The sequence below is a fragment of the Variovorax sp. RO1 genome (genome assembly GCF_002849325.1).
In the GTDB taxonomy this organism is placed as follows: Bacteria; Pseudomonadota; Gammaproteobacteria; order Burkholderiales; family Burkholderiaceae_C; genus Variovorax.
The window spans coordinates 67,717-93,900 of the sequence record NZ_PKMT01000005.1; the positions used below are offsets into that span (position 1 = coordinate 67,717).

General features: G+C 62.3%; 20 protein-coding genes and 1 other RNA gene. 12 read left to right on the forward strand and 9 right to left on the reverse strand.

The window, feature by feature from the left end:
* The first annotated feature begins 105 nt into the window (after nucleotides 1–105).
* Both CY658_RS23405 and CY658_RS23410 read left to right on the forward strand, forming a co-directional pair.
* The gene (locus CY658_RS23405; RefSeq protein ID WP_101492479.1) at nucleotides 106–1,203 is read left to right on the forward strand and encodes an acetate/propionate family kinase; all 1,098 of its coding nucleotides are present in this window, start codon (nucleotides 106–108) and stop codon (nucleotides 1,201–1,203) included.
* Nucleotides 1,200–3,587: a phosphoketolase family protein gene (locus CY658_RS23410; protein ID WP_101492480.1), complete on the forward strand. Its 2,388-nt coding sequence runs from the start codon at nucleotides 1,200–1,202 to the stop codon at nucleotides 3,585–3,587. Before CY658_RS23405 ends, CY658_RS23410 begins: the two co-directional genes overlap by 4 nt.
* Nucleotides 3,588–3,994: 407 nt before the next feature.
* Here CY658_RS23410 and CY658_RS23415 read toward each other — a convergent pair whose 3' ends face one another.
* Complete coding sequence (locus CY658_RS23415) at nucleotides 3,995–10,510, reverse strand: NACHT domain-containing protein (protein ID WP_180839037.1); 6,516 nt, start codon at nucleotides 10,508–10,510, stop codon at nucleotides 3,995–3,997.
* Nucleotides 10,511–10,983: 473 nt separating this feature from the next.
* A complete protein-coding gene (locus CY658_RS23420; protein WP_101492482.1) occupies nucleotides 10,984–12,390 on the reverse strand; it encodes an SIR2 family protein in 1,407 nt (468 codons plus the stop codon).
* Between the two features lie 482 nt (nucleotides 12,391–12,872).
* Here CY658_RS23420 and CY658_RS23425 point away from each other — a divergent pair, with 482 nt between their 5' ends.
* The 7 genes from CY658_RS23425 to CY658_RS32540 all read left to right on the forward strand — a co-directional run bounded on the left by CY658_RS23425 (nucleotide 12,873) and on the right by CY658_RS32540 (nucleotide 16,826).
* Complete coding sequence (locus CY658_RS23425) at nucleotides 12,873–13,286, forward strand: hypothetical protein (RefSeq protein ID WP_219589611.1); 414 nt, start codon at nucleotides 12,873–12,875, stop codon at nucleotides 13,284–13,286.
* A gap of 107 nt (nucleotides 13,287–13,393) precedes the next feature.
* Complete coding sequence (locus CY658_RS23430) at nucleotides 13,394–14,110, forward strand: YqaJ viral recombinase family nuclease (RefSeq protein WP_101492483.1); 717 nt, start codon at nucleotides 13,394–13,396, stop codon at nucleotides 14,108–14,110.
* A 523-nt stretch (nucleotides 14,111–14,633) separates the two neighbouring features.
* Nucleotides 14,634–15,191 (forward strand): hypothetical protein, encoded by a 558-nt coding sequence (locus tag CY658_RS23440; protein ID WP_101492485.1) that lies wholly within the window; start codon nucleotides 14,634–14,636, stop codon nucleotides 15,189–15,191.
* A complete protein-coding gene (locus CY658_RS23445) occupies nucleotides 15,188–15,418 on the forward strand; it encodes a hypothetical protein (RefSeq protein WP_101492486.1) in 231 nt (76 codons plus the stop codon). The genes CY658_RS23440 and CY658_RS23445 overlap by 4 nt, the downstream gene beginning before the upstream one ends.
* Nucleotides 15,419–15,557: 139 nt before the next feature.
* Nucleotides 15,558–16,316, forward strand: coding sequence for a DUF7227 family protein (locus CY658_RS32535; protein ID WP_143713772.1), 759 nt, complete (start codon nucleotides 15,558–15,560; stop codon nucleotides 16,314–16,316).
* A complete protein-coding gene (locus CY658_RS23455) occupies nucleotides 16,313–16,537 on the forward strand; it encodes a hypothetical protein (RefSeq protein ID WP_101492488.1) in 225 nt (74 codons plus the stop codon). Before CY658_RS32535 ends, CY658_RS23455 begins: the two co-directional genes overlap by 4 nt.
* Before the next feature lie 151 nt (nucleotides 16,538–16,688).
* Entirely contained in the window at nucleotides 16,689–16,826 is a 138-nt protein-coding gene (locus CY658_RS32540; RefSeq protein ID WP_143713773.1) for a DUF3300 domain-containing protein, read from the forward strand.
* 31 nt (nucleotides 16,827–16,857) lie between these two features.
* On the opposite strand, the gene CY658_RS23460 is transcribed toward CY658_RS32540, so the two are convergent.
* A complete protein-coding gene (locus tag CY658_RS23460) occupies nucleotides 16,858–17,139 on the reverse strand; it encodes a helix-turn-helix domain-containing protein (RefSeq protein WP_374221130.1) in 282 nt (93 codons plus the stop codon).
* A gap of 366 nt (nucleotides 17,140–17,505) precedes the next feature.
* Here CY658_RS23460 and CY658_RS23465 point away from each other — a divergent pair, with 366 nt between their 5' ends.
* The 3 genes from CY658_RS23465 (at nucleotide 17,506) to CY658_RS23475 (ending at nucleotide 19,471) form a co-directional block, all read left to right on the forward strand.
* Complete coding sequence (locus CY658_RS23465; protein ID WP_101492490.1) at nucleotides 17,506–17,880, forward strand: hypothetical protein; 375 nt, start codon at nucleotides 17,506–17,508, stop codon at nucleotides 17,878–17,880.
* A gap of 66 nt (nucleotides 17,881–17,946) precedes the next feature.
* Nucleotides 17,947–18,357: a hypothetical protein gene (locus CY658_RS23470; RefSeq protein ID WP_143713775.1), complete on the forward strand. Its 411-nt coding sequence runs from the start codon at nucleotides 17,947–17,949 to the stop codon at nucleotides 18,355–18,357.
* Nucleotides 18,358–18,463: 106 nt separating this feature from the next.
* Nucleotides 18,464–19,471 carry a hypothetical protein gene (locus CY658_RS23475; protein ID WP_101492492.1) on the forward strand — a complete coding sequence of 336 codons (1,008 nt, stop codon included), beginning with the start codon at nucleotides 18,464–18,466 and terminating at the stop codon, nucleotides 19,469–19,471.
* Between the two features lie 150 nt (nucleotides 19,472–19,621).
* Here CY658_RS23475 and CY658_RS23480 read toward each other — a convergent pair whose 3' ends face one another.
* The 6 genes from CY658_RS23480 to ssrA form a co-directional block, all read right to left on the reverse strand.
* Nucleotides 19,622–20,836, reverse strand: a complete 1,215-nt coding sequence (locus CY658_RS23480) for a hypothetical protein (protein ID WP_143713777.1) — start codon at nucleotides 20,834–20,836, stop codon at nucleotides 19,622–19,624.
* Between the two features lie 12 nt (nucleotides 20,837–20,848).
* A complete protein-coding gene (locus CY658_RS23485; RefSeq protein ID WP_101492494.1) occupies nucleotides 20,849–22,051 on the reverse strand; it encodes an inovirus-type Gp2 protein in 1,203 nt (400 codons plus the stop codon).
* Nucleotides 22,052–22,413: 362 nt separating this feature from the next.
* On the reverse strand, nucleotides 22,414–23,112 hold the full coding sequence (locus CY658_RS23490; RefSeq protein ID WP_101492495.1) for a helix-turn-helix transcriptional regulator: 699 nt from the start codon (nucleotides 23,110–23,112) through the stop codon (nucleotides 22,414–22,416).
* Between the two features lie 148 nt (nucleotides 23,113–23,260).
* Nucleotides 23,261–23,995, reverse strand: a complete 735-nt coding sequence (locus CY658_RS23495) for a hypothetical protein (protein WP_101492496.1) — start codon at nucleotides 23,993–23,995, stop codon at nucleotides 23,261–23,263.
* Between the two features lie 151 nt (nucleotides 23,996–24,146).
* Nucleotides 24,147–25,580, reverse strand: coding sequence for a tyrosine-type recombinase/integrase (locus CY658_RS23500; protein ID WP_257884977.1), 1,434 nt, complete (start codon nucleotides 25,578–25,580; stop codon nucleotides 24,147–24,149).
* Nucleotides 25,581–25,788: 208 nt separating this feature from the next.
* Nucleotides 25,789–26,173, reverse strand: a transfer-messenger RNA (tmRNA) gene (gene ssrA / locus CY658_RS23505).
* Nucleotides 26,174–26,184: the final 11 nt, after the last annotated feature.

Below are 26,184 nucleotides of genomic sequence, written 5' to 3' on the forward strand. Positions count from 1 at the left end.
TGCAAGCCGCACAGCCCGCCCGCCCAAGTATTCGACACGCAGGCACTTGCGCGAGCGAGACCATTCATGACACCTTGGACGGGGTAAGCGGCGCATGATGGTCGCATGACAGGCGATGTGATGCTCACCTTCAACCCCGGCTCTTCGTCGATCAAGCTCGGGCTGTTCGTGATCGACGCAGGCGCGACGCGCGCCCTCGCCCGCCGCACGGTCGATGCAACGCCCGATGCCTTGTCCGGCGTGATCGCGAAGGCCCTGGATTGGGTGAGCGACGCAGCGCCGGGCGCACGGCTCGTGGCGGTGGGTCACCGCGTCGTGCACGGCGGGGACGAGTTCAGCGGCCCGGTGGCGATTACGGAAGACACGCTCATCGCCATCGAGGCACTGGCACCGCTCGCGCCGCTGCACCAGCTGCAAAGCCTGCGACTGATCCATGCGGTGCGGCACGCCGCACCAGCGCTGCCGCAGTCGGCCTCGTTCGACACGGCCTTCCACCGCAGTCAGAGCGCTGCATCGCGCCGCTACGCGCTCCCACGCGTGCTGTTCGACCAAGGCATCAAGCGCTACGGCTTTCATGGCCTGTCGTACAAATTCATCGCGTCGCAACTGCGCCAGCAGCACCCCGAGATTGCCGCGGGCCGCGTGGTGGTCGCGCACCTGGGCAGTGGCGCCAGCCTCTGCGGCTTGCTGCATGGCACCAGCCGCGAGACCAGCATGGGCTTCTCCACGCTCGACGGCATTCCGATGGCCACGCGCAGCGGCGCGCTGGACCCCGGCGCGCTGCTCTATCTGCTCAAGCAACCGGGTCAGTCCATCGACACGGTCGAAGACATGCTCTATCACCGCTCAGGCTTGCTCGGCCTCTCCGGCGTTTCGGGCGACGTGCGCAAACTGCTCACGAGTGATGCGCCCGAGGCACGCGAAGCGCTGGCGCTGTATGCACTGCGGATCGCGCGCGAAGTGGCCGCCATCGCCACCACGCTCGGCGGGCTCGACGCGCTCGTTTTCACCGCCGGCATCGGAGAGAACCAGCCGGCTGTGCGCGACGCCGTGTGTCGCCACCTCGCCTGGCTCGGCGTGACGCCCGATCCCGCAGCCAGTCAGGTCGCCGTGCTCGTCATGCACACCGACGAAGAGCAGGTGATCGCCGACGAGGCCTGCCAAGTTCTTTCCCTTTATCAAACCACCGGAGCCGCCCCATGACCCGCCCACTTGAACGCGCCCCGCCCGAAGACTTCAACCTGCTCGACGCCTGGTGGCGCGCCGCCAACTACCTGTCGGTCGGCCAGATCTACCTGATGGACAACCCGCTGCTCCATCGGAAGCTGGAACTTGCGCACATCAAACCGCGGCTGCTCGGCCACTGGGGAACGACACCGGGCCTGAACTTCGTCTACGCCCACATGAACCGCGCGATCGTCGCACGCGACCTCGATGCGCTCTTCATCGCCGGCCCCGGCCACGGCGGTCCCGGCGTGGTCGCCAACACCTGGCTCGAAGGTACTTACAGCGAGGTCTACCCGGACGTCGCTCTCAACACGGCCGGCATGCAGCGGCTCTTCACCCAGTTCTCTTTTCCCGGCGGCATCCCAAGCCATGTCGCGCCTGAAACGCCGGGCTCGATCCACGAAGGCGGCGAGCTGGGCTACTCGCTGCTGCACGCCTACGGCGCCGTGTTCGACAACCCCGAGCTCATCGCGTGCTGCGTGATCGGTGACGGCGAAGCCGAGACCGGCGCGCTCGCGGCGAGTTGGCACTCCAACAAGTTTCTCAATCCCACGCGCGACGGCGCTGTGCTGCCCATCCTGCACCTCAACGGCTTCAAAATCGCCGGCCCCACGGTGCTGGCGCGCATCGGCGACGAAGAGCTGACGCAGCTGATGCGCGGCTACGGCCACGAGCCGCATTTCGTTTCCGGTGACGACCCCGAAACGATGCACCGTGCGATGGCGCTGGCGCTCGACACGGTACTCGACGTCATCCGCGCGATCCAGACCGAAGCGCGCGCAGACGGGTTCACCCGCCGACACCGCTGGCCGATGATCGTGTTGCGTTCGCCCAAGGGCTGGACCGGGCCCAAGGTGGTGGACGGTGTGCCGATCGAAGGCACGCAGCGCGCGCACCAGGTGCCGCTGACCGGCTTTGCGCAGCATCCGGCGCACATCGGCCTGCTCGAAGACTGGATGCGCAGCTACCGGCCCGAGGAGCTGTTCGATGCCCACGGCACCCTGCACGCCCATATCGCGGCCATCGCGCCGCGGGGCCTGCGCCGCATGAGCGCAAACCCGCACGCCAACGGCGGCGCCTTACTTCGCGATCTCAAGCTGCCGGACTTCCGCGACCATGCCGTGGCAGTCGAGTCTCCCGGCGCCTTGCAAGGCGAAGCCACACGCGTGCTCGGCGGTTTTGTGCGCGACGTGATGTGGCGCAACGACGAACAACAAAACTTCCGGGTGATGGGCCCGGACGAGACCGTGTCGAACCGTCTGGGTGCGCTCTTCGAAGTGACCAACCGAACTTCGACGGCACGCGTCGAGCCGACCGACGACCACGTTGCACCCGACGGCCGCGTGATGGAAGTGCTCAGTGAACACCTCTGCCAGGGCTGGCTCGAGGGCTATTTGCTGACCGGGCGCCACGGCTTCTTCTCGTGCTACGAAGCCTTCATCCACATCATCGATTCGATGTTCAACCAGCACGCCAAATGGTTGAAAGTGACGCGCAAGATCGGCTGGCGGCGCCCGATCGCCTCGCTCAACTACCTCTTGACCAGCCATGTCTGGCAGCAGGATCACAACGGCTTCAGCCACCAGGACCCGGGCTTCATCGACCATGTGGTCAACAAGAAGGCCGAGGTGGTGCGGGTCTATCTGCCGCCGGACGCGAACACGCTGCTGTCGGTGGCAGACCATTGCCTGCGCAGCCGCGACTACGTGAATGTGATCGTCGCCGGCAAGGCACCTGCGCCGCAGTGGCTCGACATCGAGGCCGCCGTGCGGCATTGCAGTGTCGGCCTGGGCATCTGGGACTGGGCCAGCAACGATGCCGGTGTCGCGCCCGATGTGGTGATGGCTTGCGCCGGCGACGTGCCCACGCTCGAAACCATGGCGGCGGTCGATCTGCTGCGCACGCACCTGCCCGATCTCAAGGTGCGGGTCGTGAACGTGGTCGACCTGATGGCGCTGGAATCGCCGTCAGCGCATCCGCATGGCCTGGCGGACGCGGTGTTCGATTCGATCTTCACGATCGACAAGCCGGTGATCTTCGCGTTCCACGGCTATCCGGCGTTGATCCACCGACTGACGTACAAGCGTGCCAACCACCGGGGCTTCCATGTGCACGGCTACCAGGAAGAAGGCACCACCACCACCCCCTTCGACATGACGGTGCTGAACCATCTCGACCGCTTCCACCTCGCCGCCGATGCGATCGACCGCGTGCCACGCATGACCAACAGCGCCGCGCATGTGCAGCAGTACCTGCGCGACCGGTTGCTGGCGCATCGGGCTTACATCACCACGAAGGGCGAGGACATGCCTGAGATCTCGGGGTGGCGGTGGCGCGCCCAGAAGGTTGCAAGGGCCTGATCGCTTCAAGTTCGATTTCAGAGCCTTTGGGGCCATCTTGTTGTGCCATCAACTGCTCCGGCTACCGCTTGAGGCTGATCTGGAGCGCGTGCTGCCAAAGCGTGTCGATGCTTTGCGTTGCCGTGCCGCACTCGGCGCTCGGCTACCGTGCACCCAACGAATTCGAATCCCAATTCGCTCAGCAGGCGGTTTAGTTCTGATGACCCCATTGGTCCAGTCGATCGGGTTCAGTCCAATCCAGAGTCAATGGCCGACGAAATCCAACAGTAGAAGCCAAGGCCGCTTTGCAGCGTTTGCGGTCGTTCAGCCCCGCGGATGGGATTGACTGGAGGCCAGCGCTATCCGGTCATTCCCACGGCCCTACTTCGTTGCTGCGCGCTGATACGCGCTACCGCGTCGGAAGCACGCTAGAACACCGATTCTTCCATTTCGTTCGACCGGCCCGGGGTGTAACTCACCTCGAGCGCGGCACTCATCCGGATGACAGCGGTGGTATGCCAGTAGCGGCTGCGCTCTCTGCCGTAGCCTGCGTCGCGGCGGCGCAGGCGCACCAGCCACATCAGGTCGACGTCGCGGGCCTCCAGGTACGCACGCAAGACGTCAGTGCGGCACCACAGGCGTGAGCCTTCGCTCGCACCTTCCTCATGTCGGCCGGATTCGATCCACGCGTCGGCCCGCACCACGGTCTCGCCGGCGGCGTTTTCCCACGTTCGGTCGAACGCATCGGCAGTTCGCAGCTTTGCGAACGCGGTGGCGTCCTGGCTCAAGCGCGGGCGCTGCACCGCGCCGTCGGCGCCCAGGGCGTCGGTCTCGTCCAGATGTGCATAGGCCTCCTTGCGCACGATCCACGGTAGGTAGGGCGCATCGCGCGTCGAGGCCACCCCGTCGTCTTCGTACATCTGCAGCTGCGGCACATAGGCTTGGAAGGGGCCCTGAGCGGCCACCTCCTTTGCCAATGCGGCGCTCTGGTCCCGCGGCGCCAGCGCCGACATCACCCGGATCTCGACGTTCTCGTTGGAGTGCCAACTGCCATCGACAGTGAGCCAGTCTCCCACCGAATCGCCGATACCGAGCAACGACTGCAGCGCGGCCGGATCCGCGGTGAGGTCCATCGCAGTGTCGCCCATGGCCATCAAGGAGACCCAGGAGTCCAGGGGTTGGCGGTCTATGCCGTCCGCGAGCCACAAGCCCGCCGGATGCGTCACGATCTCGCGCGAGAGCCAGTCCTCCCACGGATCTTCCTGCTCGTAGCAGCGCCAGACCACCGGGTGCGCGGCGAGCAGATCGCCGGCCACCGAGAACAAGGCGTGCCAAGCCAGCTGCTCGCCGTGAGCTTGGTACTCGGCGTCGATGCCGCGCGTGTAGTGGTCACGCCCCGGTCGCGACCGCCCTTTGCGATCGCTCATGAACTCGATATCGGCGTCGTGTTCACGCACCTTGGCGACGAGAGCATCCACCGTTTTCCAATGCGGCCGTCGGAACAGGCTCGCCAGTTGCGCAACGTCGTCCTTGCTGAAGTCGTAGTCCAGATGCAGTTCGGGCTGGGGTTCGGCCATGCCCTTGGGGCGCGTGGGGGAGAAGTCACTCCCGTAGTAGTCCTTATCCTTGCGGGCCGAGAAGCTCGATCGATTGACGCGCTGCAGCTTCTGGACCCGTGCCTTCGACAGACGCACCTCACCTGCATTCACACAGGCCAGCAGGGCCTGCGCCGCAAAATGCCGCCGAAGCACATGGCGGTCGACGGCGTCCAAGGCGATCGTTTCGAGGAAATCGGCATGCCGAGCGACGGTCTCGGGTGCCTCTAGTGCGATGCGTGCCATTGCGATCAACAACCAGAGCTGGGCGTGCTGGTAGAAGAACGGCAACTCCGGCGCCTGGAAGGGAAATGCGTCGCGACGCCGATACTTTGCAACGATCCCATCCAGCACCTCGGCGCGTTCCAGGCGGACCGCTGTGCGCAGGCTATGGGCGGCGAACCAGCGCTGCCGGGTGATGGGCGAACCAAGCTGGAACCAGGTCATTCCTGCGACGGCCTCGACCACATCCCCAGTAAAGGTCATCGCGTCCTGCCAGGCCCCGTCCTCCGTGTTGGACGCAAGCTTCGCCGGTCCGCTCTGCAGCAGGCGGGTCAGCGCCGCCTCGCCCACGCCGTGCGACGTCTTCCCGTTGAACTCCGCAGCGAAGTTGAGCCACACCGAGGCCGGCACCGGCATCTTGGGACGGGTGAATTCGTGGATGAGAAACATCAGCACGTCACGGCGCGCCACACCACAGATATCCTCGAGGGCGCGGACGTGTGAGCCCGACAGGTAGTCGTAGGAGATGTATTCGCGTGCATTCACCCGTGCAATGACCGGTGCGCATGCCTTGAGCGCTTCGGCTACGGCGAGCGAGGAGCCGATCCATTGCTCCTTGCAGGTGCGCAGCTCCCGTTCTTTCTCGTACAGGTCCAACATCTCGAGCCGCGCAATCAGGGCGAGATAGTCAGGCCATTCCTTGAATGCCACCTTCGCTCGCAGCGCATCGAGGACATCGCCCGAGAAGCGCATGTTCCGGTGCTGCGTGTGGGCCACATCGAGGACGCGCCCCACCGCGACCTCATCGAGCGGATCGATGCCCGCGGCGAGCTGCAGTACGTGCGCCTTCGCCTCGGTCTGCTCGTCCTCCCAGGTTCGAGGCGCGGCTTCGGCTCCAGGCGCGCGCCAGTTGGCGCGCCTGTTGTGGTCATCGCGCTTGACGTCTATCCGATCCACCACCGCATCCAGGTACTGCCGCTGCCATGCGTCCTGGCCCAGCACCGCGCCGGCAAAGCGGGCGAGTGCGCGGGGCGTTTCCGAGCCCAGTGAACCAGGGTTGTTCTGCAAGTATTGCGCGACCAGCTCAGTGGCCACGACAGGCACGCGTGCAGACGGCTTGGATTCGAGCGTGGCGACTAGCTGCTTGGTCCCGCACACGTAGAGCTCGGCTGGATTCGACAGTCGCAGAAGCGTCAGGGCGAGCTCGGCGTCGAGCTTGTCGTCCTCCAGCAAGGCCCGCACGTACGGCAACAGCGTGTAGTCCAACGAGATTCGCCCGCGGTCCTGCCACCGCGCTAGTCTCGCGAGCCCGGCCACACCAGATACCCGGCTCATCGCGGCGCCGTAGGAACCCCAGTCGAACTTCTGCTCCTCGCCGAAGTTGAGCTCGCAGATGTTGGACAAGGTGTGACTCTCGTGCTGGCCGAGACCTTCGCTGATCAACGCGCCGGCGAAGTGCATCAGCCCCTCAACGAAGCGGTAGTCGCCCGAGCCGATCGCGTCCATCTGCTCGAGCCCCTTGCGGAAGTACACGACCGCTTCGGCGGGGCTGGCCAACGCGATCGCCTGCCCGAGTCGCGCGAAGTGTGCGGCGCGATCGGTGACATCTTGCTCCCTCTCTGTGGCCGCGCTCACCCTAATAGCGAGCGTGCCGGCCATGGCATGGAACGCCGGCCGAGACGCCAGCAAGGCGACGAGCCCGATCAGGCTCGACACGGGCGTGGCGGCGTCCGGTTCGCTGGCTGCTTCGATGTGTGCGGCGACTTCGCTCGCGGAAAATGCGTCGCTCGCCGCAAGAGCGAACGCCAGCAAGCGCTCGCAGACCGTGTTGCGCTGCCGTTGCGCGGAGCGGCCGCCAGAGTAGTAATCGTCGGTATTGCGCAGCGTGATCCAGCGGCCCGTCAGTGGCGCCAAGCTAGGTGCCGCGGCACCGGAACCGACGACAGCCTTTGTGAAGTCACGCGCGATATCGAGCCAGTGCGGCATTCGCTCCTTGAGGAATTGCACGGCCGATGCGTGGTGGCTGTACTCGTGGCGCGCATCTTCCTTCGCGTCTCGGGCGGCCTGGGCCTTCGCCTGGTAGTCCGCATCCAGTGCCTCCTTGAGGGCTGTGAGGAACTCCGCGTCCGGCAGATTCGCGGCCAAGGTCGCAGCGTGCTCGGCCAGTTCGCGAGGCAGAAGGTCGCGGGGACCAATCGGTGTGCCGGACGCGCAGCAGGCGATGCCCTGCCGCGCAATGTACGTGGCGACCTCACCGATCCAGTACGACGAGTCCATGAACACGTGCAGGCCCGGCGGCGACAAGGGCAGCGCCGCGAGGATCGCGGTGGCCTGTGCGGGCATCCCCAACCTCACCGCCTTTGCCGCGGCTTCCACCATGCCCTGTACCAACGGGCGTTCGTCGGGCCGGTAGTGATCCCGAAGCTTCACCGGCCCGTTCGCCGTGCATGCTGCGGCGAGCGACTCGAGCTGGGAGCGTTGCTGCTCCGGGTTGCCGGCGGTATAACGAATTGCCGCGGCGATCGGCCCGATCGACGCCAGCGCATCGACACAGGCCCGCATCACCTCGGGTTCCAGCAAGGGCGTGGCCCCGGGCCGGCGCGCCAGCTGGAACATCGCCTTCGCGATGCTGTACCCGTGCTCGGCGCTGACCCATCCTGATAGGTCTCGAGCCGCCGCCTTGCCGTCGCCCTTGAGCAGATAGCATAACGGGAGCGCCGCCAAATCCAGCACCGTTGGGTGCGCGCGGTCATGTGCTTCGCTCTTCTGCTCGAAGTAGTGCTGCAGCCATTCATCGACCCACCGGGCGTGCCAGATTGCCTCGGCGGTATCACCCATCAGCCCATGCGCGATCGCCAGGCGGGCGTGGCGAGAGCCGGGCCACAGGGTTCGTGCCTCGAAGATGCGCCGAAGCGAATCCGGATCGGCCGAGGCGACCACGAGATCGGGATAGTCCAGCAGATACGTCGTTCCTCGCTGGTCCATCGCGGCAAAGGTTGATAACTCGACCAGCAACGGCACGAGGTGGTCGAGGTCGTTGACGCGAACGGCGTACGCCACGGCGGCGCGAAGTCGCGCATGGCGAATTGTCTGCTGGCCCACGGTGCCGGTGATGCTCGCAGGCAGCCGCTCGTCGAAGGCCAGCTGGAAAAGCTTCTCGCCATCCTCCAACTGCAGCAGCAGGTCGGGAAGCGTTGTGGCGGCATAGACCGAATCGCCCTGCATGGCGAACAGATTCGTCGCCAGCTCACGCAGCGGCGCCGCGTCGCAAGCGTAGTTGCGCCGAATGAGGGTTTCGGTGGGCTCATCGCGGAACATCAGGCCATGCTTGGTCTGCTCCAGTAACGGCGACAGGTCCGCCGCGAAGCTGACGACCGCACCTTCGGCCATGCCGTTGACTTGTGCGAATTCCTTGAGCGGCACGGGCGGCGGCAAGGTGGCCAGACCCGCCAGGAAAGCGCGGATGCTGCGATCGGCATTGCCCAGCTTACGTGCCTCCACCAAGGCCTGGTCAATGCGGTGCTGGATCAGATCGTCCAGCGCGATCGGCTTGTCGATCTCGCTCGGCGCCAGCAGGCCAGGTTCCGTGGCCAAGTGTTCCAGCACACGAGCATTGCCCTTGGACCGTGCCTGGCCCACCTGGACCATCGTCTCGGTCAGCTTGTCCACGCGAGTCCGCAAGAACGCACTTGCCTCTCGCTCGACGAACGGCGCCAATTCGAGCTCCTCGGCGTAGATCTCGCCGGTTGCGGCGAGCCGCCGGTGCGTTCGGGCACTGACGACCACCTGCAGGCCGGCGATTGCTCCGCCGTGCTCTAAGCTCTGCAGCAACAGACGGGGAAACGAATCCTGATTGCGATCGCGAGCGATCTCGCTGGCGTTATCGATCGCGTCGAGCAGCAGGATCAGTTGCCGGTCCGCCGAGCCGCGGCGCAAGGTCGCGACGGCTTGCTCCAGGCGCACGCGGAATGCGCGAAGGATGTCTTCGCTGTTGCTGGTCGAGGGCAGCATGGGGTCGCACAAGCCTCGACAGGCGAGCTCATTGGCGATATGTACCAGACCGCGGCTTGGCAGGTGCCTGCTATCGTCGGAGGCCCGGTATTGGCCCATGCCAAAGCAGTCGAACAGGATCGACTCGTGCTCATGATCCAGGCGGGCGGCCAGCGAGTTCATGAAGACCGTCTTTCCGAACCCGCCTTCGGCATGCACGACCAACGGCCGGGTGAGCCGCGGGATGCGATTGACGGTGTCGTCCAACTGCACGCGATCAACCACCGTTCCGATCGGCGGAAAGCTCGCCGGCGCCGGGAGCAGGTCCTTATCGTCGGACAGGCCCAATGCAGCCAGCACGTTGGTGCGCACGATGACGTTGCGGTGCTGCTTGATCAAACCGGCCTTGTCGCGTGCCATCTCCCGGATATCCGCTAGACGGCGGCGGGCCATGTGGTCCCGCGCGTCTGACCAATCCACCAGAGTGAGTGCGAGCTGCTGCTTGTTCTCGCGCAGGTCACCGGTCAGGCCAATCATTTCCAGCCGCGCTGCGAACTCGGCAAGATCCTTGCCCGTCAGCTTGCAGGCGTCCGCCACCTGCTTCGCCTGCGTTCTCGCATCGCCCTTTAGCGGGCTTTGCGACGCCAGACCTCCGATGGCCTCGAGCAGCGCAGGCTCGATGGGTCGGTTGGTGATCAACTCGAACCGCAACTTTGCCCGCGCCTTGTCGGTCCCAAGCGACGTTTTGCAGGCGCGGTACGTGCGTGCAAACTTGCCGATCGTCTTCTTCGCATCCGCCGCCCGAAACGGCTTGTGCTCGGCCGCCTTGGAGTACTTCACCTGGACCACGACCACACGCTTGGCGTGCTGCAGGTTGGCCCGGCCTCCAAAGTACAGGACCGCGTCGGCGATCTCATTGCCTTCGTTCGAGACCCCGCGCTGGTCCTCGTTGGCAAAACCTTCCACCGCAATGCCGACCAACTCGGCCCCGGGCAAGAGCAAGCCCAGGCACTTTCGAGCGACCCAGGCTTCGTGGAACTCGTGGCCGTCGCGGGAGGCGCGGACGGCGTCTACCGCCGGGCGCGTTCGGGGTTTGACCATCCTCTGGGAATTGGGCGACGCCTTGGGCTTCGGCATGGCCTTCCGCGGGGTTACCGTCGTGCGCGTCGCCGTGGATTTCTTCGTCGCCATAGCCATTGCCCGTTCCGCCGAGACATGATCCAAGAATACCCGTGATGGTCTCACATCAAGTTCATGTGTCCTCCGGATCGCGCTCGCTGCGACGGTCGGGGTTAAGTTCCCGGAACGCGGTTGAACTCACGGTCTCGTACCAACAGCAGCCTTCAGCCACGCTGCAACGAACGACTGCAACCAGTCTTCCCTCGCCAGATGGCACGAAGCGGCTAGGCGCAGACCTCCGTGACCTGTGGCTTGGCAGATGCTCAGTGTTCCGGAGAAAGCGAGCCTCGAAGCCTGCGTGAGGCTTGAGGGGTTCAGGACCGGGCGTCGGCTCCGACTGACTGACGCGGAACAATCCTCGTCAATTCGCTGCGTAAACTATAGAACGCTCTGTAGCACGGGTGCTCAAATCCTCACACGGCGCAGGACGCCTATTTCGCGGCGGGCGCGACCTTGATTTCCTCGGTGTCGACCTTGTAGTCCTCGCCAGCGATGAGCTTCTTCAAGAGGTCCACGAAGGCGTCGGAATACTTGTGCGACTTGCTGGTCTCGGCAACCCCGAACTTGACATTCACGTGGTACTTGTTGTCGAAGCCCTTGATGTTCACGCCCTTCTCGTCCTCGATCCGCTTGATAAGGTCGTTGACGCTCTTCCAGCTCTTCAGGCCGAGTAACTTGTAGACCTCCGTGATCACATACCTGTGTGTGAGGTTGATCTTCGAAGAGTCACCGACCGAAGTCACGCCGAACAGGTTGGCGAAGTTCTCGCCAGACTCGACGGCGTGTTCCAGCATCTTGAAATCGATCTCGACTTGCTTCTTCGGGATGTCGGAACGAACCAGGCTCACAGCACGGGCCATCAAGGCTCGAAGCAGCTTGGTGTCGATTTTTTCGAGATTGCCAGCTTGACCGAACGCTCTGAACACCCACTCGAACGACTTCGCCGTGATGCTCTTGATGCGGATATTGCGGTCAGGGGTGACCGCCAAAACCTTGTCACGCGGCGGGTAGGAATTTTCGTCCTGAGCCTCATCCCATTCGAGGATGTAGATGTTCGGCACAAGCTCATACTCCTGAGCTCTGACCATGCGGTCAACGTCGGAAAGGATCTTCTTGATGTTCGGGTCGTTGGCTCGATAGCCGATGAAAACCAGCGGGTGCTCAATGAAATACGTCAGCAGCTTCGCGCTAAGGTACTTGTGGTCCTCCTCGAAGCGTTGGTAGTCAGCTTCGTTGATGACGATGGTGTCAGGCAGCGAGCGGCAGCCATGAATTTTGAAGATTTCGCCGATGGCGAGGAAGGGCTTACGCAGAATCTGTTGGCTGATGACCCGCTCATAGTCGGGAAACAGCGGCTCAATCACCTCGTCGTAGTTTGTGGTGACGATGGCATGGGCACTGATCGCCTTCAGTGCGGTGATTTCGGCGTCCAGTTCGGGCGAACCGTACGAGCCTTTCGCGTCAGGGCCGAGCGTCGCAAGAATGTCGGAGACAGCATGCTTGATGAAGATGTCGCTCGACGTGTTCGCCGCAAAATATTCTTGAGGGAAGTTCTTCTTGCCAGCGTTCCAAGCCCACTCGTGGTAGAGCTGCGAAAAGACCGTGCCGATTTTCGTCAGGTCATTTCCATGAGCCTGCTTGTAGTAAGCAAAATCCTTGTCGATCAGCGGGCAGTTCTTCGCCAGCAAACCCAGCAGCTCTTCCCAGTTCGGACCTTTGGCGTAGCGCTTCGTGAATCCAGAACCGATAAACAAGATCGGCTGACAACTCGCGTCAGCAATGATTTTTGCAACATCAGCGGTGACCTCTTCTTGGTATTGCTTGTAGTCCAGCGGCATGGAACACGCTCCTAGGTTGAGGCGTGAGTATCAGTGCTGTGCCCCCCGCCCTCGGACTTGACACTGTATGTCAAAGAGCTCTCGTACGTAGGCCGAATAGCCCAGCTGACCGCTGTCCTCTTTTCCAGCCGCAGCTTGCGTACGGCCTTGGCTTGCAGTGAAAGCCACTTGCCCGATTCAAGCTGTCGGTCAAGGTCGGCGTCATTCAATGACTGGTGTTCGTGGATTCAGTCGTTCACGGATTGAACCGCGAATGACTCAGATCAGTCTGAAACGGACATCGCTTCGACTTGCAAATGCGGCTGTCGCAGCGATTCCAGAAATTTTCAGCCCCATATGACTACACCGGATAGACAGTAGAGAGTCCATCCGCCTCCAGCAAAGCCCAGCCCGGTCTCCGCCGCGCTGGGCTTTGTGCCGTCAGGCCCTGCCAGACGTGTGTTCTGTCCTTTCCGGGGATGCCCCTGTGCATCCCGAGCCCCATGGACCACAACTTCACATCCACTCCGTTCGAAGATGAACCTTTTCCCGACCATGAACCCCTCACACAGTCATCTAACTTCGCCTGCCCCGCCTGCAAGTCGCGACGGACCATTCCCCGCGACACCGGAAAGAAGGCTGGTGCTGCCATCGGCACCGTAGCAGGCGCGGCCGGCGGCATCTCCGGAGCCCTGTCCGGCGTCATCACAGGCGCCGAGATCGGCATGGCAATGGCTACGGCCGCGACGGCCAGCACGCCACTTGGCATCGTCGCCGGCGCCATCCTCGGCGGCCTGAGCGGAGCCATCGCCGGCTGCACTGTCGGTGCGGCGCTGGGCGAGGCTGTCGACGACGCGATCTTGCGCAACCGCCGCTGCCTGGCCTGTGACCAGACCTTCTCGGCCTCGCGCCGCTGACCACGCTTCTGACCTCACCCCCTCCCCCATCGAAGCCCCGCCTCTGCATTCAGAGAGCGGGGCTTTTTGTTGGATGGAGATCGATTCCAACCCATCAAGGAGAAACCATGATGAACCTGACCCCTGATACGGGCAGTTCGCAGCGCGCCCCGACAACCCCCTCGCATTCGCGCGCCCCGGCGTTGCGACTGGTCCAGGCCAGTCGCGCGCATGCTCCATTGTCCGAGCACTGGTCGAACGTGTACGAGGCTGGCATCGGAAGTCAGGATGCCGCTGCGGCCGTAGGTCGCGATCCCTTCAAGTCTCCGGTTCGGCTCTGGATGGAGAAGACCGAACGCGTAGAGCTGCTACAGCCGAGGCCGGGAGCTGTGCCGGTGCCCGATGATGCTGCCTACTGGAGCCGACTGCTCGACCCCATCGTGGCAGCGCACTACACGTTGCGCACTGGGCGTCAGGTGCGGCGCACCAGCACCTTGCTACGGCACCCGCAGCATCCTTGGATGTTTGCCCATCCCGGCCGCGAAGTGGTCGGCGCTCCCGAGGTCCAGCTTCTGGAATGTCGATGCGTCGGCATGGATGCGGCTGCGCTGTGGGTCGAAGGTCTTCCTGCCTACGTTCTGATCCAGATGCTGCATCAACTGGCCGTGATCGGCGCCCAGGCCGTCGATGTCGTGGCGTTGATCTGCGGGCAGGATCTGCAGATTCATCGCGTTGAACGCGACGAGGTCGAGATCTCCCGGCTCGTCGACGCCGAACGTGAGTTCTGGCATTGCGTCGAGCTTGATCAGGCGCCGGCTGCTCAGGGTGCAGAGGCCACGCCTTGATCCTCAATCCCTAGCGCGGTGCGTGGTCGAGGCCCGTGATCCCTCGACACGCCAGAACCGCCACCACCGGGGCTGCGTTGCTGTCCGTAGGTCCAGAGGCCGCAGGTCCAAGGTGTCGTAGTTCGTGGACGGTGCCCCAACACGGCGGCGCATCTCTGTCTCGAACTCGTGAGCAATGCCGCGCGCGTGGAAGTCTCCCTGCAGCGCCTTCTTGCGCCACTCACTCGCAAGGGCTCCCAGCTCCTCGTCGGTCAGCATCTCAGCGGTCTTCATGGAGCAATTGTGCCGCCCCCCGCCCTTGCATGACAACGCGCGCGACAGCCCACCTCCAATGGCCGGCGGCCATGTCCGGAATTTCCCTATTCAACCCACGAGCCCGCCTTGCGCGGGCTTTTTTACGTCTGCCTCATGCCTAACCACATCTATCTCACGACAACCAACGCCGGGCTTGCGCCCGGCCCCTCCTTCCGCCGACTTTCTGCCAGGGTCGCCACGCTTCGCCCATCCAACAGGAGCGACTGATATGGGAAGCATCGTCTACCGAGCTTCCAATGAGCAGGCCGTCCATGACGAGCTGCAGAACGTGGAGGGCTTCGCCGTGGTGCTCGCTCACCGCTCGATCGGCAACCGCCTGTGGTTCCTTGCGCAGACCCGCTCGGGTGAACACGCCGGACGGATCTGGATCGGCCTGACCCTCATCGATTGCAGAAATGGCCAAGCAGCCGTGAAGAACATGGACGAGAGCTGTGGTCCGTACTACTTCGATTGCCCATTGGCCTTTCTCGATCGTGCCGATCCCCCAGTCGGGCCCTACGCGGGTCCCTGGCGCGAGAAGGTGCGCGAGTTTCATGCGAATCGAGCAGCCAAGCGAGCAGCGACACGCCAAGGCCTACGCGTGTCGTACGACGGATGCATCTACGAGCTGCGGCACAGCCTGGGTCGCCGTGGATGGGAGGTGCAACGCGAGGACGGGCTGATCTTTCGGATGAAGGCCAGGCAGTTGCGGCAGGCGACGGTGTTGCCAGCGACGGCTGTGGCGCCAACGATCACGATGGCGACGAAGCAGGAGGTACGGGCATGAAACCAGCCCGCCCCCAGACCAACGTCGAGTTCGTTGTGGACTTGATGGAGTTCAGCGCGCATGGAGCGTTGATCCAGGCCTTCGTGCTGCAGGCGCTGACTCAGTTCGCGCAGAAGGTGGCAGCCACCGATCCCGAATCGCTGGATACCAGCCTGGTCAGCGGGCACGCCTGGCATGGCTGTGCCATCGAGGTGCAGAAAAAGCTCAAGCAACGCTTCGACGAATAAACCCGCCAGGGTTTCCCTGGGCTCTCAAAGCCCATCCACTTCCGCGCGCCACGCCCCTCTGAGCCCAAGGGGCTGGGCGGGGGAAGGCAGCGCGCCTCGTGCTCGCGATGGCAGCACCTACCCCTAGATGGAGAACAACTTGATCACCACGATCTCGCGCGGTGTTTCGACCTCGCACGCCGCGTCGGCAGCATCCTCGGAACCACTCTCAGCACCTTTCACGTATCACTTCACGCGCGTCAGCCGCAACGCCAAGACCGGCCCGATGGCGGTCACGACGACAAGCGCGAACTCCTGTCCGCCGGATTGCGGGTTTCAACGCAACGGCTGCTATGCGGAGAGCGGACCGCTGGCGTTGCATTGGCGCGCCGTGTCCGCCGGCGTCCGAGGCAGCACCTTCGATGAGCTGTTGGCGCAGATTCGCACGCTGCGGCGCGGGGCACTGTGGCGGCACAACCAGGCAGGAGACCTGACGCCTTGCGCACCAGGAACGATTGACGCTCGTCTGCTCACAAGGCTGGCGATGGCCAATCGTGGGCGGCGCGGGTTCACGTATACGCACTACCGGCCGACGCTGGCCAACCGGGCTGCCATTCGCAGCGCCAACGAGCTCGGGTTCACGGTAAATTTCAGCGCCCAGACATTGACGCAGGCCGATGCCTATGCGGCACTGAGCGTGGCGCCGGTGGTGGTGGTTCTGCCGGTGGGGGCCACGAAAGCGGTCAGGACGCCCGAAGGCCGGCTGGTCATCGTGTGCCCTGCCAGTGTCGGCAACACCGACTGCCTGAACTGCGGCATCTGCCAGCAACGCGATCGGGTGGCCATCGTGGGCTTCCCGGCCCACGGGGCAGGTGCCAGGCGCGTGCAGACGATTTTCTTCGAGGGGAGGCCCTCATGAAAAGACTGCCGGACGAAGTCACAGCAACGGTCACTACCTGCCATAGCGAGACGCTCGTGCTCGACGAGGCGTTTCTTCAGCACGTGGATCGCGTGATGCTGAAGCGAAAGCAAACCGATCCGTTTCAACGGGAAGCGGCTTGGCGTGCCGCCGAAGAGGAGGTGCGGGTGAAACGACTTCAGCCGCGGCGCGAGGCCCCTGTCCGTCGCGAGCTGCGCTGAATGGCGATCCACCCATCGCAGGGGCTCCTCTCGCTCCCACGGCCTTCTCCCGACAGCACAAGCCCCGGCCCCTTGAAGGGGCCGGGGCTTGTTCTTTTTGGGGCTCAAAAACCTGAACTACCAACCATGAAGAAAGAGAAAGGACATCGCCATGGGAATTTTCTACGGGCCGATCGAGTACTTGAGGGCCTTCGCGCTGGTGCTAGCCACCGGGATCTTCTTTGGCTTCGGGCTGGGGTGGCATTTCTGCGGGTACTTCCGCTGGAGCGCATCGCACGCTTATCGCTGAAGCCGAGTGACTATTTCCCGAACGGAGCTGCTCACTGCGCTTGCGAGAGCTTGCTCGCACACTCGACGAGCGACTTTCGTTGCTTCTGGTTCAGCTGTCCAAACCACAAGATCAGCTTGGCCAAGTCGTCGTCCGGAGCATAGAAATATGCGACCGGCACGTTGAGTTCGGAGGCCAATCGTTGAGCGAATGCCATGTTGGGCTCGTGAATGCCGCTCTCGTAGCGGGAGATGCGCGCGCTCGCAGTCCCTTCGTCCAACCCGGCCTTCACTCCTAGCCGATCCTGCGGCAAACCCGCCGCAAGCCTCGCCATGCGAAGGCGTGCTCCAAAAACAGAACGGGCGGGACGAAGGGAAGGCACTCCTACGATATTCGTAACAAGAAGCGGCCCCGTCTCTACGTTTAACGTAGAATTTTTCGATGTTGGCACGCCTGCACACGAGAGGTCGGTCTCCACCACAACCCCGCGCCGCGTTCGTCGGCCAGCCGACCGCTCTGACACAGGATGCAAATCGGCTCGTTTTCTCTTGACTCTGAGGAGGCTCAACACGTTTTTGGCCACGACACACCCCCGACAGGAGAGATGGCGCCCTACTGAGCCAGGCAGACCAGGCGCTGAAGGCAAAGCAATGCCGCTCTATGGCTCCAGAGAGCCGCCTCCATTTTTCAAAACCAAGTCATGAACATCTATTTCCACAAGAACAACCAAACCCGTTTCGTCAAGCACGGCTACTCGTGGCAGCTCTTCTTCTTCGGCCCGATCGCATTCCTGATGCGTGGACAGTGGCCGCTGGCGCTGCTGTGCGCAGTCTTCCTGTATGCGACTTTCTTCGTCGTCGGTCTCGCCATCTTGCTGGTGCTCGAGCCGGCCGAAGACTGGGTGGCTCAGACCTGGGGGATCCTCATCGCCTGCGGTCTGGTCGGTCACTTCGGGAACCGGATCTCGGCGCGCTCCTATGTGAAGAACGGTTGGATGCCGGTCGATACCTTCCCGCCCGACTGGAATATCCCGCAGCTGATTGCGCCTAAGCCTGCCGACACCAAGCTCGGTTGAATGGCCTCCGACCGGCGCTGCTGCACGGACGGCTTCGCTTCAAATTCACCTCCTTCAAGGCCTTTGATGAAAACCATGCTCGGCACCGCCTTCGCGGTGCTCACCGCGATCGTCTTGACACCGTTGGCGCTTGCCAAAGGCATCGATCCACTCATCAACCCCGATGCCGTAAGGCACCAGATCGACCGGTCGGCCATGGAGATTCAGATCCAGGGCTGGAGCCGCGACCTCAAGTACCCGGTCTATTCGATCCAGGTCCAAGCAGGCGGCAGCGGCGTGTACTACACGACCACCGAGCGCGTGAAGACCTACAAAGAGTTCGACTTCGACGAACTGCGCTGCGAGATCGGTGACGCCGATCGCGCCGTGTTGAAAGCACCGGGCTATGCCTGCGCCGATGGCGTGTGCATGACCCAGGAGGGCGTCGTGCTTGGTACCGATCCGCGTAGGCCGCGGAACCCGAAGCATCGCTGCTAGGCGAGCACGGACAACAACGGCGAAGACGGACGAGACAGCGGCGAAGCACATCCGCTTTCTCCATATCCATCTCCCATACAACTATTTTTTACAGAAAAACTTTCAGATGATTCCCCTCAATGCCATCAAGTTGATCGGCCTCAGTCTCTCCTTGGCCTTCCTGGGAGCCTGCGGCGACAGCAAGATTTCCGCCGTCAAGGACACGCGCTTGCACGGAGATGAATTCACTGTCGGCGAAACGCTGGGCAAGATCAAGGAGTGCAAGAGCACAGACTGGGCCAGCGAGATCGTGAACAACGCCACGATCGTGACGCACACGTGCACGGTCAAGCTGAGTGAAGATCTCCGCGGGAAGGCCAAGGAAGCGGAGCTCGCCGCGCTGAAGACCCGTGCGAGCCTGGCCAATATTTCGATCACCACTGATTTGCGCGGAGCACGCAACGCACAGGCAGAAGCGGGGCGTCGTTCCGAGCAGAGCGCGGCCCAGGCCGCCCAGAAGCTGGCCGAGATGGACCGCGGCATCGAGCGTGTCGCCAATGCAACCTGGAGCCCGTGGATCTCCTTGACGGGGGCCCCGTTAACGCGCCCCAGCGCGCCTCCGGACCCAGGCGTCTGGGAGGCCAAACGGCAAGCTGACGTTGTCGCTCTGACGCAGCAAAAGGAAGCGCTGCTCGCGACCGTTGAGGTCGAAAGGCAAAAGAGCACTGAGGCGGCCCAGGCCGCCCAGCGTGAAATCGACGAAGCAACGCAGTGGAGTGAAAAGTTCGAGCGTGAGGCCGCCCAAACGCATGCAGCCGTGGTCAAGGATGTGGATGTGTTTTACGACAAGAGCCACGACGTGAAGGTGAAAACATCGTTTCGATACCGAGAGGGTGGAAATGCCGAGCTGCTCAGCTCCACGTTCATGGTGGACGACGTCAAATCTCAGGGCACGATTCCGGTGTACCTGATGGATCCGAAGCGCATGGCGGAATACCTCACCTACATGACCAAGTACGGGCTGGGGATGAAGGCGCCTGACCTGTTCGACGAGCGCTTTCCGATCGAATCCGTGCCTGGCGCCTATCCTGGCTCGCGCATTTACAGGTACAAAAGCGCGAAGCCGGCGGCGTAGAGGCCAGGATCGACGCTGCGTTTTGACCAGTACGGGTGATGAGAAGGCGGCTGAACCTCTGCGATTCAGCCGCCTTTATTTTTTTGCCTGGAATCAGCTTCTGAACTAAGACACGAACACGATTGCCGCACAGGTCGCTCAGCTACGGCGTCAAGGGGCTCCGATCAGCAGGCCATCGCGCCCCTCGTCATACCCAACATGGATGATGCGATCAGTGTCAGCCAGGAAGACGGCCGCCTTGTCTAGCAGGCTTGAATTCGACTCGTGTTGACTGAAATGGCTGCCGGCGCCCCGGTACATGAACATCTCGACTGCGCTGCAGTCGATCAGGTATCCCAGCCCTTGCGTCTGGGCCGTCCAGCCCTCCGAGAGGGTCTGTCGCATCGCGAACAGTTCGTGCGGGCTAGGACCATCGATCGCAAGCACGACGTGGACAAGATAGTCGCTCGTGCTTCCGCGATCGGCCTTGCGGATGTCGCACACGATGGCCGCACCGAACTCTTGGCGAAGATCGCGCAAGTAGCGGGCGCTGGCGTCCAGCATGAAACCATACTCGTCTTGCTTACTCGCCATGGAATTGCGGCCCATGCACAGCTCGAATCGCAGAATAGAGCTGCTTGGGTGGCGTTTGAGCACCCCCGAAAGGGACGAGCGCACCTCACGCCCTCGAGCCGCATGCATGTCTTCGTGACGCAGCATTTTCCGGCCCATGCTGACTTGCTGTCCACGCTTGCGCAGTTCAACGACAAACGCATTCACTCGGACGGCGACCGATGCGACGGCGTAGCCCTCGGCGAACCAGCACTCAACCTGCCCCAGCGACCCCATAGCCGTCCCCTCCAAAAGGCCAACCTGTTGAAACACATCGACTGCAAGTTGCACTTGCGGATCAAAACGCGCGTCGTCACGCCGAGCGCGGCTCCAGAATTCGATGACAGGTGCCACTTCGATGAAGCACTTTCCAAAGCGATTGGCCTTCCATCCGCGTGCCGTGTGGTCGAAGGCCGACGCCGTCGCAGTGCTCGCGGCGATGCAGGCCTTCGCGAAGGCCTTGATCAGCAACAGGTGATCACCGTAGCCCATCGTGTCCCAGCGCGGAAACGAGCGAGCCGCCGGAGGCGTTATGACGCCTCCTTGAGGCACATAGGCAGGCTGCCAGCCTCGTGCAGGAGCGCGGAAGGGCATGGCAGGCTGAATTTCGATATCACACATGCGCTCGGAGAGCGCCCGGCGCAGCGACTGGCTCTTCGCTAACCGAGGCACGGCCTGCGCTGGCGGCCGGCCCCGGGAGGCATGCGAACGGCTACCTGCCTTGGGCTCCTGAGGGGGCAAGCCCCCATGCGTGTTCTGAGGGAACGGGAACATGGGTGCTTGTCCTTAGATGAACTTCATGAAGTTCGCGCGCGCTTCGGCGACCGTGATCTTCAGTCGTGAGCCAGCCACGCGATCGGCTGGGCGTCCTGCCTTGCGCGGCGGCCCCTTCGGAAAGCGTCCCTTGGAGAAGGTACGGAACCGCTTGTTCACGTCCAGCTTCACGAACAGTCCGGCGAGCGTCAAGTAGCTCATGAGGAACTGCAAACCTGTGATCGTCTGCGGGTCATCCAGATTCACGCGGCCGAGCACGGGATACGTTTGGTGATCGGCGTGCGCGTTGCCGTTGTAGATGTACCCACGTCCTTCGGTCAGGGACACCCACTTCTCGCCCAGCATCTCGACCAGGCCCACATGATCCTCGTTCCCGCGAGGATCGAGCATGACGAAGTAGTGCACGTGATATTTGCTCTCACGTCCGTATTCGAGTGCCCAGAAGTACCCCAACAGCTTTTTCCCGAAGCGGCGATGGAGCGAACGATGGAAGCGCTCGCGACAGGCCATGAACTCATCCAAACCATCCAAGCTGGCCGTGTCGCCCAGTTTGACTGGCTCAGACCCGGCTGCACGTTCGTACAAATCGAAGCGCAAGCCGATCACGTCCTTGCGACGCTGGGCCAGCCAGCCCACCGAGTCGCTCAAGCCTTTGAAGTTGTCCATCGCACCTCGGCGGAAATTTTCGTTCGCCGTCTTGACCGACTCACGGCCAAGCGCTCGACGCAATGCTTTCACGAACCAGAGTGCTTGAACCACGGTTTGATTGGCATCGTGCACCGAAACCGAGCGGTTGAAGTACGAGGACGGAAAGCCAGGCATGAGGCGGCGCAGGCGCGCAAAGACCTTGTAGACCGGGGAGAAGTCGTGCAGCGGGTAGTCCGCTTCGATCTGATAGAAATCAGCGCACGCTGCGTCCAGCAACTGCTGACCGAGCGGCGTGCAGCGCACGAAACTGCTGGTTTTTCCGTGCTCCGCGAAGAAGGGCGGATCTGAGGGGCGCATGACTTCTTTGGCCAACTCATGCAGGAGCGAGATGATCCGGTCGTGGACGTTGGCACGCCCGACTTGGAGCCCCTGCTCGGGGTGCTCATCGTTCTTCGAGGTCCATTCAATTGCTCGCTGGCGAAGAGCGAGCCTGGCCATGCTGTTGAGATCCGCATCTTCGGAGGGGCGCGTGATCTGATCACGCGCTTCATGCTTGGGCTGGTTCATTTGGAATACACCTGTTCACGCTGCCTTCAATGGCAGCGATCTGTGAAAATAGATTGACCTAACAATTGCTTTGAGGACGTTGAATCCTTCCAATGGAAGGAGGCTTCAGATCTCGTATCCCCCAGGGAGAAGGAGGGTTTGCAATAGTGTTAGTGGTAACGACGCAGTTCGAATACGACAAGGCCGATGGACTCGGCATCAACGTGACTCGAATGCGCAGCGCTCCCGCAAATCGGCACTAACCGACGTGCTGGCGTTTTGGCTCCACCGGCGGCATATAGTCCGCCGTCGGACAACCATCGTCGGGCGTGTGTCCGATAGTTGTCCGCTGGCGGTTTAGTTCGCCGTCGAGTGAGAAATACTCAGATCCGGCCCGTAGGGAACATGGACAGCACAGACGGATGTTCCGGTGCAAACTGGTGCGTGCGGGGGGGCGCGGCGTACTCGGCATACACGGGGGTCACGTCGCGCGGGATGGGGAGTGCGTGCTTCGGCTGCTCCGGCGCGGGTTTTTCCATGCAGGACGTGTACGTCCAGTAATCCGGGACTTGACTTGCCGCCACTTCGTCATTCCGCGTATCAGGCAGGGACTGGGCGACGGGCGCAGCGTTGATGGGCATTGCTGCACGCTTGCGGCGCATCACGACAGAGATCTGCTTCGGGCGGCCGTCGAAGCCAGTGGCGGAAAGCACACCGCGCACAACGTCGCGGTCCGGCGTGGTGGTTTGCACAGACGGGTTCTCGGGCTGCGTTTGGGGCGCAGTCAACGACGAGGACAGCGGCGCAGTCGTGTGCACCAGTTCGCCGAGAGCTTCACTCCCTTGGCGGGAGTGACTCTCGGCCAAGGCGATCCAGCTGTCGATCGCGGCCTCGCGCCAGTACGGGATGCGACTGTTGGGAAAGTAAATCGGCAAGGGGAAGGTAGTATCCTGGTACCGGCCCTTCGCCATCTTTGCGTGGAGCGTGCTCTTCGAGAAGGGGACCTTCTCAAGCAAGCGCTTCTTGCGGATGAGTTGGTAGTTCTGACCAGCCAGGATTGGCGTTTGGTTCGTGTTGGACATCTTGGTTCTCCGTCGGTAGTGGTTGGTTGCGACGGGATCAAGTTTCTCAACGGGACCCTTTTCTGTAATCTCCCCCCAGCTGGGCAGACCACCCCTTGTCTGCTCAGTAGACCCCACACTATTTACAGTGGAAGGGGATCACGAGGAGTTAATTCTGGGCTTGAACTGGGACGATCCCTGGCGATGACCGACTCAGGCGCTCCTTGAGCGACGGAATGAGATCAAGGCGATCTGGCATGGCCTTGATCCAGCCTCCGACCGTCTCCTCGAAATTCTTGAGCGCGTCCTGTCCATACTCTGCTTTGAGCTTTGAGATGACCGCTCGTGTCGCCCGTGACTGACTGGCCCAATCACTACGGCTGCGCACGATTTCATGGGTCTTCGCCTTCATCACTCCTGACTTATGGTGACGAGCTTTGGCCCCATTGCCGGCCCTCTCTTTGTTAACAGCGTCAAAGACGTGCTTGGTAAGTACTTCTTCCGCTCGGTTCGTCACCAACATCGCGCCGGTCGGGGTATGCGCATCGCACATGAATTCCCATGCACGGTCTAGGTCGCTGGCACTTAGGGCTCTGGAGGACGCCACAACGTTCGCGCAGGCGCCGTAAATCCACCAAAGATCGGACGAGATGGCATCCCCCTCAACCTTGATCAACTCGGCGACTTTTTCCATGCAAACCTCACCTGTGGAGAGGATCAGTTCGCCCGGCTTCGTGATCGCCAAGTCGTTCATCCTGTTGAACACTCGCTCTCTGAAACCGGTCGCTCCGTGCTCCGGCTTGATTTCAAGATACTCACGCTCCAATGTGTCCAACAGGCGGTGAGCCCGGTGCACAATTCGACGAAATTCTTCCGGAACGTTTTGGTCACTCTCGGTGTTCATTGGATAACTTCGGCCTCGGGCGCTTTAAAAATGGACGTTGAGACTAGCACGGCATCACGCCTCCTTGATGTTGCGACCGTCATCAAGAATGGCGTGCCATCGCAGCCATGCCGGAGCGTCGCATACGCGTCCGTCCGCGCGCCTTGAAAAGCTATCTCGAACGAGCGGCACCTGAAGCAACCGCCTGAGCGAAGAGTTCCGCCATCGTCTCCCCACCTATGCGCTTTTCCTTTGGCTGAATGCCCCCCGCAGCAGCATCAGGCACACCATCCAATTCACCCGCTGCGCGCAGGAACTCACGCATTAAGCTCACCATGCTCTCACGGTTTTCCGCGTCCTGAGGACGCGGCGCAATCGACTCAGCAGCCGCGCAATTCTGCTCCCGCAACGCGTCGAGGTAGTCAGCCCACCGCTGCATCATTTGCCTACGCTGGTTGACGTACTGCGTACGGTTGTAGGCTCGGCCGTTGGCGTCTTTTACTGCATGCGCCAGTTGGGCCTCGATCACCAGCGGATCGACCTCCAACACCTCGGCCAGCATGGTGCGGGCTGTCGCCCTGAAGCCGTGCCAAGTCTGAATTTCCGGCGTGTAGCCCATTGTGATGAGCGCAGTGCGAACGGAGTTTTCAGAAATAGGACGGTCATGACTGCGCTCACCAGGGAACACAAGGACCCCATGACCGGTCAATCGGTGCAAGTCACGCAGCACAGCCACGGCCTGCGTCGGCAGCGGCACTAGGTGAGGACCTCCGTGCTCCTTGCCTTCCTTTTCACGCTTCATCCTGGCGGCAGGAATCGTCCAGAGGGCCGCATCCAAGTCAATTTCCGCCCAAGCAGCAGCACGCAGCTCGCCCGGCCGTTGAAACAGCATGGGCGCGAGTTGGAGCGCCGCGCGAACAATGGGTCCGCCCTTGTAGACCCGAATCGCCCGAAGCAGCTCGCCGAATCGGGCCGGCTCGGTAATAGCCGCAAAATGACGGCCTCGATAAGGTTGCAGCGCGCCTTTCAGATCCACAGTGATGTCGCGCTCTACTCGGCCCGTCGCTACACCGTAGCACCAGACCTGACGAGCCAACATCAAGCCGCGATCGGCGGTCTCAATGGCACCGCGCTCCTCCACCTTGCGCAGGGTAGCAAGCAGTTCCACGGGTTCGATTTCGCACAATCGCCGCTCCCCCAACCAAGGAAACAAGTCGCGCTCGAGCTGTCGCCGCAGCCGCTCAGCGTGACCGAGACTCCATTGGTCTTCTTGCTTCGCATACCACTCCAAGGCCACGACCTTGAACGTGTCCCCAGTCGGATTACTGAACTTGAGCTTCTGAAGCTTGCGCGCCTGGACTGGGTCAATGCCTCCAGCCTTCTGCATCTTCGCTGCGTCTCGAGCCTTGCGAGCGTCAGCCAGACTTGTACTCGGATAGCTACCCAAGGCCATCCGCCCCTCTTTGCCGTCCGAGTAGGTCTTCCAGAACCATCGCTTCGAGCCGGTCGGACTAACCTCCAGATACAAGCCCAGCGCATCAGTGAAGCGAGCTCGCTTCTTGTCGGGCGGGCAGGCGGCGTTCTTGCAGTGCTTGTCAGTCAGCATGGACAGGGCTCCGAGGCGGGAAATAAGTAGCAACCGGGGAACGATACCCCATCGCAGCGACCTTCCCCCCGACTGTTCCCCGGCTTGTTCCCCGATTCAGCCTTGGCTGCCAGCAAATATCGTCGGCCGTCCTCGCACGATAGACAACCGGTTTCCCAATGAAAAAGGGCGTTCACTGAACTTCAGTGAACGCCCTTGGACGTCATGTTGGTGGAGCTGGGGGGATTTGAACCCCCGTCCGCAAGCCTTCATCGCGCAGTTCTACATGTTTAGTGATCTGATTTGAGTCTCGCTTCCGGAGTCGCGCAGTCACACGCTAAACCGGACGCCAGCACCCTATTTTCTCGCCCCGACCCAAGGTACCCGGATCGGAGCCAGCCCATGTAATTATCTTTGCAGCCGGGAGGTCAGGATTGCTCCAGACCCCCTTGCCCAGCCCATCGGCCTGCTGTTGCAAAGCTCACTGGCAATTAAGCAGCGAGTGCGAAACGTTCGTCGTTTGCAGTTAGTTTGTTTGAATCTGTTTTACGAGCGCATTCAGCTCGACATGCCCCGCTGCGACTCCGAACCCACGTCGAAACCAGTGCAGCCCCAAGCGACTCAT